This window comes from Acinetobacter sp. FDAARGOS_515 (assembly GCF_003938865.1).
Lineage (GTDB): Bacteria > Pseudomonadota > Gammaproteobacteria > Pseudomonadales > Moraxellaceae > Acinetobacter > Acinetobacter ursingii.
Window position 1 is genome coordinate 112,581 of sequence record NZ_RKIX01000001.1, and the last position, 12,971, is coordinate 125,551.

At 34.1% G+C, this 12,971-nt stretch carries 11 protein-coding genes; 5 read left to right on the top strand and 6 right to left on the bottom strand.

What is annotated here, in order from left to right; all coding sequences use genetic code 11:
- Window positions 1-61: 61 nt before the first annotated feature.
- Window positions 62-1,591: a Type IV secretion system protein IcmP/DotM gene (locus EGS47_RS18555; protein ID WP_024160802.1), complete on the bottom strand. Its 1,530-nt coding sequence runs from the start codon at window positions 1,589-1,591 to the stop codon at window positions 62-64.
- A 1,215-nt stretch (window positions 1,592-2,806) separates the two neighbouring features.
- Here EGS47_RS18555 and EGS47_RS00540 point away from each other — a divergent pair.
- Both EGS47_RS00540 and EGS47_RS00545 read left to right on the top strand, forming a co-directional pair.
- Window positions 2,807-3,643 (top strand): ParA family protein, encoded by an 837-nt coding sequence (locus tag EGS47_RS00540; RefSeq protein ID WP_005028640.1) that lies wholly within the window; start codon window positions 2,807-2,809, stop codon window positions 3,641-3,643.
- 9 nt (window positions 3,644-3,652) lie between these two features.
- Entirely contained in the window at window positions 3,653-4,714 is a 1,062-nt protein-coding gene (locus EGS47_RS00545) for a ParB/RepB/Spo0J family partition protein (RefSeq protein ID WP_125269082.1), read from the top strand.
- Window positions 4,715-4,759: 45 nt separating this feature from the next.
- Here the strand turns inward: EGS47_RS00545 and EGS47_RS00550 are convergent, their stop codons facing one another.
- The 5 genes from EGS47_RS00550 to EGS47_RS00575 form a co-directional block, all read right to left on the bottom strand.
- Window positions 4,760-5,587 (bottom strand): hypothetical protein, encoded by an 828-nt coding sequence (locus tag EGS47_RS00550; RefSeq protein ID WP_044110986.1) that lies wholly within the window; start codon window positions 5,585-5,587, stop codon window positions 4,760-4,762.
- On the bottom strand, window positions 5,584-6,690 hold the full coding sequence (locus tag EGS47_RS00555) for a ParM/StbA family protein (protein ID WP_024160787.1): 1,107 nt from the start codon (window positions 6,688-6,690) through the stop codon (window positions 5,584-5,586). Before EGS47_RS00555 ends, EGS47_RS00550 begins: the two co-directional genes overlap by 4 nt.
- Before the next feature lie 305 nt (window positions 6,691-6,995).
- The gene (locus EGS47_RS00565; protein WP_024160788.1) at window positions 6,996-8,291 is read right to left on the bottom strand and encodes an ATPase, T2SS/T4P/T4SS family; all 1,296 of its coding nucleotides are present in this window, start codon (window positions 8,289-8,291) and stop codon (window positions 6,996-6,998) included.
- A gap of 27 nt (window positions 8,292-8,318) precedes the next feature.
- The gene (locus tag EGS47_RS00570) at window positions 8,319-9,128 is read right to left on the bottom strand and encodes a type IV secretory system conjugative DNA transfer family protein (protein ID WP_024160789.1); all 810 of its coding nucleotides are present in this window, start codon (window positions 9,126-9,128) and stop codon (window positions 8,319-8,321) included.
- 37 nt (window positions 9,129-9,165) lie between these two features.
- Entirely contained in the window at window positions 9,166-9,612 is a 447-nt protein-coding gene (locus EGS47_RS00575; protein ID WP_044103272.1) for a DotD/TraH family lipoprotein, read from the bottom strand.
- Between the two features lie 1,085 nt (window positions 9,613-10,697).
- On the opposite strand from EGS47_RS00575, the gene EGS47_RS00580 reads away from it, so the two are divergent.
- The 3 genes from EGS47_RS00580 to EGS47_RS00590 are packed head-to-tail and all read left to right on the top strand — an operon-like array spanning window position 10,698 to window position 12,900.
- Complete coding sequence (locus EGS47_RS00580; RefSeq protein ID WP_227518656.1) at window positions 10,698-11,918, top strand: hypothetical protein; 1,221 nt, start codon at window positions 10,698-10,700, stop codon at window positions 11,916-11,918.
- Window positions 11,919-12,206, top strand: coding sequence for a hypothetical protein (locus tag EGS47_RS00585; RefSeq protein ID WP_024160792.1), 288 nt, complete (start codon window positions 11,919-11,921; stop codon window positions 12,204-12,206).
- Window positions 12,207-12,216: 10 nt separating this feature from the next.
- On the top strand, window positions 12,217-12,900 hold the full coding sequence (locus tag EGS47_RS00590; protein WP_005005897.1) for a DotI/IcmL family type IV secretion protein: 684 nt from the start codon (window positions 12,217-12,219) through the stop codon (window positions 12,898-12,900).
- Window positions 12,901-12,971: the final 71 nt, after the last annotated feature.

Sequence of the window (12,971 nt, forward strand, 5' to 3'; positions counted from 1 at the left end):
ATAGTTAAATAAAAAAGACCGGTGTTTTAATACCGGTCAATTATAACTTATAAGTTTAAGACTAAAACCCTTTTTGCTTATTTTTTTGTATTTCATCCTGTGGTATTTCTACGCTCACCATATCAAAAACATGATCGTCACTATACTTAAAATCATCTTTATCATTGTTTTTAGAGTTATAAGATCCGTTGTTTAATTCCTTGTCCGTAAACTCTACTACTCGAATAATACTGTTCACATCTTCAGCAGCTTTTTGTCTAGCTTCAGTCATGGCAAAACTCAATAATTCGTATTCAAAACCAACAAGGCCAATGTTAAAGTCTGGCTCTTCTAATGGCTTCCCTAATTTCACCTCAATTAGATAATGCGAGATTGGACCTAAACCCTCACTAAACAAAGACGGTCTACCAATATTCTGTATGAATGCGTATGCAGTTCGATTGTATAGTTTTAACCAGCGTATATCTGTTGGTGGCATTACACCTAGTTGTCTTGCTGTTAATACAACCTCACACAAAATAGTTCTTACATATGCATGGTTTTTAAAAATCTTAGTAGCAACGGGATGTTTAATGTATTTGTGAATTCTTTTTCTAAGGAAATCAAAATTAAACCCTACAAGCTTACGATCGCCCTCAACATACTGATTTTCAATTGCAAACAATGGGTTGTTAGGTATATTTTTTGTGCAAATATCCCAATAGTAATTAATTAATGTTGTTGAATCTTTTTTGATTTTACGGAACTCTTCATCATCCATAGATTCATCGGTCGCACATGCTACTGGTAAATACAAAGCTAGCAAAATTGTATCAACATCGGATAAATACGATAATTCATCGGGTGATGTTTCTTTTGAATTATCAAGGGTTATCCAAAGATCCCCTAGTTGTTCACGTAAGACATTTAAAAACTTCTCTTCATCTATGATAGGTACTGTTTCACTTTTATCATTATATTCTTTCGTTACTCCGTTGATTGTAATGTTCACAAGGCGCTCTTTAGTTCCTGTAATTAATTCATGCCTATTTGCAAACTCATAAGTTGAATCTAGCGCTTTAAAATGACCATTGTTCGTATCATATTTTGACAAGTCTAATGGACCAAAAACCTGTAAGTGTCTTTGGTTTGGAATTTGTTCCTCTATGAACTCTTCTAGGTTCATGCTTTTGATAAAGCCCCGTGCTGGATGCTCGCTGTTGAAGCGGTCATAAGCTTTCTTTATCCAAGGTGTTGCCAGCAAAAATATTAATAAATTCCATGCTTGACTGGCTTTTGAAATTTGAAAAATAGTGACTTCGCTAAACTTATTTTGACAAAATAATGGAAGCCAATTGTTTGTTGGTTTACATAGGTGTTCTGTTGAATACACCAACTCACTTAGTAAAGGCACGTAGTTAAGCCCGATAGCTTTGAATATGCTATGTATCCACCATAGAGGAATAATTAAAATGCCTTTTGTGTATACTAAAAACCCTACAATTTGAGGTTTATAAGCAAACCATACAGCCAAAAAAGCCACTAAAACCATAACAACAGTAAATATATAAATATGATTCTCATGTACAAGCTTATCTTTTGGATCTGCCATTTTATAGCCTATTAATATGTGTATTGTTGGGTATTATATAGTTAATATTGGTTTTAATCTAATTCCCCTTAAACCTTTTAAGGATTTTAAGTCTGGTTTTAAGCTCTTGACTAAAGTGGCACTTAATACCTTTTAAAGCTTAAATCAGGTCAATCTCAACACTAAGCCAGTATTCTTGGTCAAATACTAAAAAGAATGAATAAGAAGCCCTCCCCTACTAGACATTTAAGTGGATTAACCGCCTATATAATAAATTTCTCTATAAATATTGTTGGTAGTCTTTTTATTGAATAGGGCACTCCCCTACTCAGCTAATATAGATCATTTTCAGTTGTGCATTTCACAACGTCTACCCATTTATTTAACTGTAAGTAGTAGTAAGCCCTCCCCTCTTCTTGGCAACTCCCTTTTTATCAGTCTGATAATGAATAAATCAACGATTTAGAATCGAAAAACCGTTATCAGCCTGATAATGAAAAAACCACGCCAAGGGATCTAAAGCAGTTATCAGTCTGATAATGAAAAAACCACGCCAAGGAATCTAAAGCTGTTATCAGTCTGATAATGAAAAAATCCACGACAAGGAATCTAAAGCTGTTATCAGTCTGATAATGAAAAATCCACGACAAGGAATCTAAAGCTGTTATCAGTCTGATAATGAAAAATCCACGACAAGGAATCTAAAGCTGTTATCAGTCTGATAATGAAAAAACCACGCCAAGGGATCTAAAGCTGTTATCAGTCTGATAATGAAAAAACCACGCCAAGGAATCTAAAGCTGCTATCAGTCTGATAATGAAAAAATCCACGCCAAGGAATCTAAAGCTGTTATCAGTCTGATAATGAAAAAAACCACGCCAAGGAATCTAAAGCTGTTATCAGTCTGATAATGAAAAAACCACGCCAAGGAATCTAAAGCTGTTATCAGTCTGATAATGAAAAAACCACGCCAAGGAATCTAAAGCTGTTATCAGTCTGATAATGAAAAAATCCACGCCAAGGAATCTAAAGCTGTTATCAGTCTGATAATGAAAAAATCCACGACAAGGAATCTAAAGCTGTTATCAGTCTGATAATGAAAAACACATAAGATATGGACACATGTTAGGCATATAGATTGAAAAAGTTGAAATATATTAAAAATAAAGTGAAAAAGTATTTTAAATATTTTTCAAATATTGTATTGTTTGACTTTACTTGAAAGGTGATTGAAAAATGGAAAAGAACTCAGGAAAAACTTATATTTGTACAAGCATCCACTTTAAAGGTGGTGTGGGCAAAACAACATCTACGGTGAATTGTGCTGCTAAGCTTGGAAAATTAGGTTATACGGTTTTAGTAATCGACTTAGATAGCCAACGTAATGCAACAAAACATATTTCAAATGTTCCAGATATTAACGATATAGATGGCACTCTAAAAGATATTTTTGAAAACTATAAAACAATTAACATTCACGATGTTATACAAGGTCCAGATAAAACCAACTTTGAAAATGTGTCTTTGATTGCTTGTGCTAATAACATTCGTGATGTTGAAATCAATATTCAGCGTTCTAGTCCAGTTCCTAATGAAATTATTAGAAGTGTATTAAGAAAGATAAAAGGGGATTTCGACTTTATTTTGTTAGATTGTCCACCGCGAATGGAAACTCTAACTTTTAATGCTTTGTTAGCATCAAACAGTTTATTAATTCCATTACAGGGTGAATACAGTATTCAGGGTTTGGAAGATATACTTAACTCTATGGATGACTTAGAGACAAGCAATCCAGATTTAAAAATTCTATCGCCAGTACTAAACTTTTATAACAAGCGTAATACAGTGGATCTTACCTTGGCTGAAGATATTCGCAATGAATATGCTCAACCAAAATTGCAAGAAAAACTGGTAAATAAGGAATTAATCTGTATTCCAAATGCTACGGTTTTTAGTCAAGCATCATATGTTAAGTGTTCCGTATTTGATCTGGATGCTGGAAAAGAAACACCAGCAAAACAAGCAATTAATCAACTTGTAGATCTAATGGTTTCTGAATACAAAAAATTATAAGGTGCTGATATGAACTTTAAAGATAAAGTAAAAAGCATGAAAAAAACATCTGTTGCTAATGCAACAGGGAGTGATGCTCAAGTTACTGATGTAAAAGAAAATACAGTGACTCCAACTATAGAAGAGGGGAGTCTTAACCCACTAGCTAAGCGAGAAACAAAAAATATTGTTAGCGGATCTCATTTAGAATCAATCGACATTGATTTAATTGATCCATCACCTTATCAACCACGTATCATGAATAAACGTGTATATGAGAAGTTGCCAATTTTGGCTGCTGATATAGAAACTAATGGACAAATTAACCCGATTACAGTTCGACAGAAGGGTAATCGTTACGAGTTAATTGCTGGTGAGAGACGTTTTAGAGCAATTAAAGAGATTTTAAAGCTCAAGAGAATTACTGCTTTAGTTAAAACATCTATGAATGATGATAAAGCTGCTATAACAGCTTTATTGGATAATACTGCTAGACAAAATCTTTCAGATTTTGAAAGCATATTAAAAATCAAGCAATTATGTGAAGAGTTTGGTTATCCTTTTGAAAGTTATGAATTTGTTACTGAAAAATTTGCGATTGATAAGTCGAAGTATTTCCGTCTCAAATATATTCTAGACTTACCTGAGTTCATTTTGGACTCTTTGAACGAAGATCCTGAGCTAATTTCTGGATATATTGCTCAAGAAGTGAATACCGCAATAAATAAAGCTTTAGAAACTAAAACCAAAAAAGCAATTTTCGACTTGTTAAGACCAGAATGGGATAAATACGTTGAAGAATTTAAATCCACGGGCAAGCGTCATAAAGGATTTATAGCTATTTTGAGTGAAGAAGAAAAAGCGAATAAGGCGACTAAGCCTGAAAAAACTGAAGAAGCTACTACTGAAGAACAACCGAGTAAGATTAAATTCGATTTTAAGACAGATAAGGGCGTTAAATTTGGTTCTATGAGTTCTGAATGTGGTACCAAAGGTAAGAGTGTACTTAAGTTGCGAGTAGCCTTGGATGCAGATATTACAGAAGAGAAAGCTAGAAAAATTGAAGAGTTTTTTAAGAGCTTGAATGATTGAAGTTTCAAAACTTTGAATGAAAAAAACCGGCATTGCCGGTTTTTTTTATAATAGATCTGGATTAAAAGTCTGGTTAAGCCAATCCGAACTACTTGGATTGGTTACTGGTTTTGATTCAGATACGTTTTGACTTGGTTTAGCATTATTAATTTCGGACGTTTCGGTATTTTGAGATGTTTCAACGGTAGGGGAGTGGTCCTGAATGTTTTTATGTTCAGTATGTTTAGCTTCCTTTATCTTAACTGCTTTTTGAACAGGAACCTCCTTGCTCTTGATAGAATTAGTTACGGGCTTTTTAGGTGATTGTTCAATTTGCTCCTTACTACTTTCTGGTATTTGTATGGATATATGATCAAGATACTTTTTTTCAAGATATTCAATATCGTACACATAGTAAGCAGTATTAAACTTGGTGTATGTTTCAACACAAGTACTTAAGCCAAACCTTAATAGGAAAGAATTGACAGAATATAGGCTTGCCATATCCTCATTAACTTCATACAACTTATAAAGGTATGAAAGCTCAATTAGAACCGCTATACCAGCATGTAAAACAGCAGTTATGTAATTTCTACGAAGCTTTCCTTGAGGATGTTTTTTAATTGAATTAAATAGTTTTTGATTTGCATTTTTATCTATTTTCATTCGTACAGGCTGTGCAAACGTCTCGTCTATTTCATTTTGCACTGGCGCATTTAGAAAAATCTTCTGCTTGTCAGTACAAAAGATAAATCCTAAATACAGCAGACTTAAACTAAAAGCGTTTAAGTCTAGACCTGGTAGATTTCTATTAACACTACTAATCACATCAAGATCTTCTCTTGTTAAGTGAATTAATTGATAGGATAGTTGTATGTAGTTTGAATCTGTCATTTGATTTCTGCGTACATTTTATACATGTATTTAGCTAACTTATATAAACCTTTAGCATTGGCGTACTCTGGTGATTCAGCGATTCTTACGTTCGGTAAGTCGTACTTTTCTTTAATCTCTTTTTCAAGAAAAGCTGCACCGCCTCCACAAAATAATACTAATGCTAAATCATCGCCTCCACCGATCTGTTTAGAGATAAAGTTATTTAATTCGATCATGAATTCGTTTTTAGCTTGCTGAATTAAACCTGTAATATCTTTGGCTTGAGATCCTATACCATAAGTTCCAGATTTTAGTGCGAAATCTAGCCAGTTAGCGTTAACTGTTTTATAGCCAGATTCAAGAATTAAGCTAGTGATTCGTTCATAGATGGTAAGAATACCAAGGTTACGTGATGTAGAACGATGGCCATCAAGCATGTTTCCTCCATCTAATGTGACTACAATATCAGTGGTTTTACCGCCAATATCGATTACAGCACATTCAGAACTTATTAAAAGATCACTATCTTCTGAACCGTTTCCGTGTACATCAATAATCTCATTAAAATAAGCTGTTTGAGCTTCACATTTAACAATATGTCTTTTAATGATATTAAGCGGTTTACCAGCTTTATGATCTTTTAAGTTGAAGCAAACATCACCATTGAGTAGAAAATTAGTTTTCATATCAATAAGTGGCATGTTTTTGGTTTTTTCAGGTGTGTAATAGCGACTAACAGGAAGTGAAGTAGCGATTGCAAACGCTCTACCATCATATGTTCCGATATGGTCAATATAGGCCTTAATTGCCTGGTGTATTAGTGCCTTGTTATATTCAGATGTCGGGTATTCGTCTGTTCTGGTATCCAGAGGAACACTACTATTGATCTTCTTACCAACTGTATAAAAGTTTTCATTAACTTTAACCACATAATAGTCAGTAGAATCCTCTTCGCCAGTGAGGACTTTTCCTGAATAAGCAATACTAGGAATAGTCAGTTTGATTTCATTTCCATCTTGATCTAGACCAGCATAAAGCTTTGTACCGCCATGTCCATCATCAATACCTAGAACAATATAACGTTCTTCAATCGCTGGTTTTTCATTTTGAGTATTTTTCATAAGTTTACCTTTCAATTTTTCAAGATTTACAACGAGTAACGTCTTCTACCGCGTCTAGTGTATTTATTGCCCCCAAAAACTAAGCGTCTAAGAGCAGAGGGGATATAGCTGTATTTGTATTTAAATACTTTTTCAATAACCAATGTTGCTACTATCAAGCCGATGAAAAGCATAAGTTTGAACAAGGAAAACTTAATAACAACAGCTAGAAAAGGTATAAACAAATATCCGTTTAAACCGCCCCATAGGATTAGATTTAATCTAAATTGCGACCAGTGTGCATATTGATCATCCATATTCGCCTCTTAATAAATCAGTTTGTAATAGTAGTCTTCATGCAAACGACCAGCTTTGAGTAGATCGTCAGCTTGTTTCCTGAAACTCTTACTGATGTTTGGATCTGAACCATCAGAATTAATCATTAACTCTCGAATAAACTTCTGTTGAGCATGAATATCATCAATTAAAAGCAATTCTTCTTTCAGTTGAGGTGATAAAATTAAGTGTTCCCTTACAGCAAATACCTTGCCGTTCACATCTTTAACAAGACGTTGAGCAATCAATGTATAAACTGAACCAATAATGTCAGCTGCAGCCTGAAGATGTTCTTCATGCTTAAAGCGCTTCAACATACGTGGAATAATTTTGTCTACGGTGGTTGCGTGAACCGTTGCAAAAACAGGGTGGCCAGTTAAAGAAAGTTCTAGAGCTGCAGAAATTGTTTCTTTATCTCGCAATTCACCGATTTCAACTGCAGCAGGACGTCTACGCATCGCCTCTCTATTTGCATCCGCAAAAGTCTCGAAGTTATTGGGGATTTCGCTTTGACTAACAATACTGTGTGTGCTTTCAATTGCGTCATACTCGTATTCGATAGGCTCGTTGTGAGTCAAAATATTTCCACGAATATGAGTATTATTTTCCAACACATAGCGAATATTTGAAGCTAGTGTTGTACTTTTACCAGAACCAGTGATACCGCCAATGATGTAGCAACCATTGTGAGGTAGCGATCTTTTAATGAAATCTTCATCTAAACCCACTTTTGAAAAGTGAGGGGGAATGCCAGAAATTGTACGTAACGTTATCTGAAAAGAATCTCCAGATCCACGATACGAAGTTCGAGATACGTTCACACGAAAGTTATAACGAGTTTCCTTACCTGAAGCGTCTTTCTGCAGAATACGATATGCCTTATTAATAAACTTATTATTAATAAGGACTAAGTAGGCATTTTCATCAGCAATCGTTCTTAGGATGTGTAGAGCTTCATCACGATTGATAATACGGTGTGTTAACGAATATAACTCCAAGTCTTTCATCATTGTGATGGGGCGATCTGGACTAATGAAAATATCTGAAGCACCATGAGCTAATGCTTCATATAGAAGACTTTCAAATTCATCGCGACTTTTAAACCCTTGTTTCGGATCTTTGTATGTCGTTATGGCTGTTAATGTAGCCAAACCAAAACCACGGCTAGAATCGTAGTCTTTGCGAATGTCTTTGGTAGCTGTCAGAATCTTATTTTCAGATCCTTTAATCTTGTTAACATCAAATAATGCAGATTTTGCTTTTAATGTCGAAACCTTCATTTGCATTTAAAACTTCCAATTGAGTTAGCGAACTTAAGGTTCGCTAACAAGGTTAATTTTTGGAATTTGATAGCTAGGTGCAATTTGTTCAGGTTGGAGAATTGGTTTCCAAGTTTCAATATTTGAATTGAACTGCGGTAATTGTTGGATTTGAAGCAATTTCATATCAAGAGCAATAGTGTCTTGTGTAGAAGAAACAGCCAGTGATTGACTGCTAATTGCTGGCATTGATAACTTGCCCTCTAAAACAAACTTATGGAAAGTAACCATCCCCAAATAATCTCGTTTAAGACGATCTACTGCATCTTCAACAATATTTCGGCCCTCAACTAAACCCATTTCATAAGACTTAGCAGCAGTCTCTTTCCATATTTTTCGTTCTTGTTCGTTAGCTGGTAACATTTCTTTCGGAATGAAAGTCACGTAATCAACATTGCTATCAAGTGTAGGGAAAACAAGGTACTGACGCCAATCAGGTGCACGAGTACTGAAACGAGCTTGTTTCAAGATTTTATAAGTCTGCTTAGTCGTCTTGTACGACATGGCATTAGGTGTCTCAGTTACATCTTTTGATTCAATAATAACCGGGGGAACAACAACATCTTTGATCATGTAAGGTTTAAAGTTAAAGATTGTATCAAGGTTACGCTCTTGGCTTTTGATGACCTCACGAGCGTTGCTTAAATAAGTATTGATCCCTAACTTAATACCTTTTTGCTTAACTAATTCAAGCATGGCTTCATAACGAGCTTGCTGTTCAACATTACTAACATGAACTTCTAAAGAAGACTGGTTAGATGGGTTTAGTAGCTCTTGTAATGAAGCATTATTTGAGTAGTCCATAAAAACTCCAGATATGTATAAAAGGATTTAAAGGGTATTAGTTATAAGTCAATAAAATACTTTTATTTTGATGATCTAGAGTTATCGAAGCAGTATTTAAATATGCAGAAACATCGCGTAAAGCTTCTACACCAGTAAGACGCTTTTTATTAAAATTAACAATTGGAAGCTCATGAGTAGGACCAGCTTCTACAAAACGGTATCCGTATTGGCTAGAAATACTTTTAATTAAAGGTATTGGATCGCCTATGTAGTCGATATTTAAAAGGTCATGGTTGATGCTACCTTGTTTCTTCTGAACAGTTTGCATTTGAATTGCAGAAGAGTTCTTTAAGTTCTGTTGTGCAATTAAAGCCTCTTGAGATGCTTCAGATATAATAGATAAAGGGCTTGCTACGTTTAATTGAGTTACATCACGACTAGCACACCCAGACATCATTAAACCAATTGCAAGAACGCTTAAAAGCTTTTTATTGTGCTTCATTTTTACTCCAGATTAAGTGGGTATAAAGACAAAATGATTTTAGTCTAAAAACTATTAAAATGCACTTTATTAATTATAAAAAATCCCTTAAAAGGTATAAAGCCGACTTTTAGGCACTCGCTTAAACCTAATTTATAAGCTTTAACGTATATCTAAGGGCGTTCTTCAGGCAGTCGTACCTGGCCTAAACAAGACAAATCTGTAAAAAATACTCTTTTTAAGTGCATTGTCTGTCCAAAACAATGCTTTTTTTTAGTAGTACTTATCTGAAATGGAAATACAACGTACTTTTTTCAATCAATTATAGAGAGTAAATGAGCTCTTATAGTTTGCTAGACGTCTTTTATATTCCTTTATAGTCTTATTCTTTCTTTTTATTATCTTTTCTATTCTTTTTTGTTCTTTTTTTAGAATATAATTTATACAGAAAATAACAAAGTACATTTATTCTTTTTTTAATTAAAATAATGTTAATACTGTAATTTATATTTTACAGTATAGAAGTATATTAATAAAGATGTATATATGCTTTTTTTAATTAATATTAAAAATATTATTGGTGATAATACAATTTATTTATAAGCCAGCTTCTTTAATATTAAATAAATTGATAAAAACTGTTTGAAAAAAAATGCATCTTGGTATATACCATTCCTAATTTGAAAGTTTAAAGACATTAAAACTGCTACTTATAAAAACCTACCTTATGGTTTAGTGCTGTACATCTTAAATATAAAGATTTGACACCTTAAACACCAATTAAACTGCAATAATGATAGGCTTAGATCGTATTTTTCCCTAAAAATTTAAGGCATCACAACTGGCAAAAGACTATTGAAACTATGCATATCAAGCACTTCACTGTAAAAAAGGTCCACTGTGTTTTTATGATTTCTCAACTTCATTTTTTTGATTTTTCCACTGTACTAACAAGAGAGGAGTCAAAAAAGACATTTGCATTTATTGGGCTTAAAAGTGAAAAACATTTTGCTTAAAGTGAAAAACGTTTTAACGAGTACTTTTAGAAAGGTGTTTAACGTTGTAGTATGTGCTCATGTTTTGCATGTGGATTAAGGGTGGTAGTGGTGAGCAGTTTTGAGAATCCTAATAGCTATCCAAAGACATTAAAAGAATACACAAGTCGTATAGAAGATTTTCCGTATTCTACTAAGACTAAATATGATATTGAGCTTAAGCAAAAGATTGATAAACATTTAGATAGTTCAGAGCTAGATTTAAAAATGTTATATGAAAACATATATTCTGAATTTAAAACTAAATCTGAAAATGGTTATTACGCGGAATCTACATTTAGAACATATCGTGCATATTTAGTGTATGGAATCGGTCTAAAGCTTAATGAGTTAAATAATGGCTCTATTAATGATGAAGATATAGATGCTGGTTTTGATGAATATTTTTTAGAAGAATTATATTTAAGAATCATTAACACAAAATATACAGCTAATAAGGACAAACCTAAGCGTACTTCTGAGCTGAAAACAAAGTACTTTGAACGCACGTTTTACAACTACTTGGTAAGAGAATTCGAGCATAAGAACGAGAGTAACACCAGGGTTAGTGAGTTTGATCGGATGATGGTTGCTTTTGTTGATGCCAATCTTGTTGTTGGATTGCGTCCTGTTGAGTGGTTTTCCGTTTCATTCTGTTGTGCAGTAAAAGGACCAAAACTGATCATGATTGTGGAAAATGGCAAGGCTACACATGGTCGGGCTAATGGACTTAAAAGGTATTTAATACTTGATGACCTTAAACATGAAGATCAAGAAAAGATATACCTTTATTGGAACTTGCTAAATAGGTATGTGAGAAAGGTATCTAGTTTAAATAAAAGTAGTGGCTATACCTTTGGATGGGATGAAAAACAGACTTTTATTAAAATACTGCAAGAGCGTTTACGTTTAAGTTATATCAATTACTTTAAGCTTAGAGGCAAGGTTTTAACTAATGAAGATCAACGACCTACTTTATACAGTACAAGGCATCAATGTATTGCAAATGCTAAGGTAAAGGGTATTGATAAGTTTGTGATAGCCGGTGCTTTTGGACATGCTGGTAAAGATACTGCTTCTAACTTTTATGGGCGAAAGTGGAGAGGCCATAGTGGTTTTAGTATAAAGCCTACTTTAGATTCTATTGAAAACGTTAATGGTAGCCATGAATTTGTTAAAACACTTTTAGCTAATAACCTAGATACCTTTTATTATTTTGATCTTAATATAGCAAATGAGTTTAATACCGACTATTATAAGGACGAATTAAAGTCGGGTTTAGTGATTGACTAAATGGATAACTCTAAAACTAATTTGACTACTTCAACATGGGGTTCTCCCTACGCTGAAGTATCAATAATAGGTAAAAGAAAATACGCAAGGCTTTTAAGAGTGTTGGTTAGTACGTTTGCCTCATTGTGTATTTTAACCGTTTTAACAACGCTTAGTTTTGTAGCTTTTAAACTCACCACAACAGATTTTGAATCTTTGGTTTTTGATGACGGCACACCAGTTAAGTGTGTGCTTAGCTCTAAATCAGATCGTCCAATTCCATCTGTTATATATCAGCCAGCGAAATAGGAGTGCTGTTGTGTCTAAAGACAAATCTAATGAAAACGCTGAAATAGGTTCTTGTGATCCTAGTCTTTGGCTCAGAAAACAGGTGGATGAAAAAGATAAGGAGATTGCAAAGTTAAGACGATGGCTTGTTTTCGTGTTTTTCGCTTTTATCGTGAGTGCTGTTCTTGCGATGATTATTTTTGCTGCCTTTAATGCATACCCAAAAGTCAAAGCTGTTCAAACAGTAGATAACTCGGTTATCTGTCCAATCGAAGCATCAAAAAACCCTCGCGTTACTGACGTTGTTATTTCTGAATTCGGTAAGAGTGCAATTCTTTCTGTCTACAACTTTGATTTCTTGAACTGGCGTGACGTTATTAACAATGCTGGTTCAATGTATTTCACTGAGGGCGGTAAAGATTCATTGATGAAGCAAATCGCTCAATCACAAACAGTTGGCACAATCGTACAAAACAACCTAACGATGCGAACTACTGCTACTGATGTTCCACAAATCGAAAACCGTGATTTACATGCTGCAGAACCTAGTTGGACTGTTCGTGTTCCTATCACTACTCAATTCTTCTTAGGTGACAAACAACCTAAAGAGACTCACCGCTTCATTGCGACAGTTACTATTGTTGAGCATCCACGTTCTTATCTGAACTACAACGGTATTGCTGTTAAGACAATTACGTTAACTCCAGCGCGTTAATTGGATGATACTTATGAAATTGAAAAAATTATCTTTGGCTCTTTTTGCTTCTACTGCATTAACTACAATAG

Coding starts and splice junctions, on each gene's coding strand:
- EGS47_RS18555 (WP_024160802.1), bottom strand. CDS start 1,591: ATGGCAGATCCAAAAGATAAGCTTGTACATGAGAATCATATTTATATA.
- EGS47_RS00540 (WP_005028640.1), top strand. CDS start 2,807: ATGGAAAAGAACTCAGGAAAAACTTATATTTGTACAAGCATCCACTTT.
- EGS47_RS00545 (WP_125269082.1), top strand. CDS start 3,653: ATGAACTTTAAAGATAAAGTAAAAAGCATGAAAAAAACATCTGTTGCT.
- EGS47_RS00550 (WP_044110986.1), bottom strand. CDS start 5,587: ATGACAGATTCAAACTACATACAACTATCCTATCAATTAATTCACTTA.
- EGS47_RS00555 (WP_024160787.1), bottom strand. CDS start 6,690: ATGAAAAATACTCAAAATGAAAAACCAGCGATTGAAGAACGTTATATT.
- EGS47_RS00565 (WP_024160788.1), bottom strand. CDS start 8,291: ATGCAAATGAAGGTTTCGACATTAAAAGCAAAATCTGCATTATTTGAT.
- EGS47_RS00570 (WP_024160789.1), bottom strand. CDS start 9,128: ATGGACTACTCAAATAATGCTTCATTACAAGAGCTACTAAACCCATCT.
- EGS47_RS00575 (WP_044103272.1), bottom strand. CDS start 9,612: ATGAAGCACAATAAAAAGCTTTTAAGCGTTCTTGCAATTGGTTTAATG.
- EGS47_RS00585 (WP_024160792.1), top strand. CDS start 11,919: ATGGATAACTCTAAAACTAATTTGACTACTTCAACATGGGGTTCTCCC.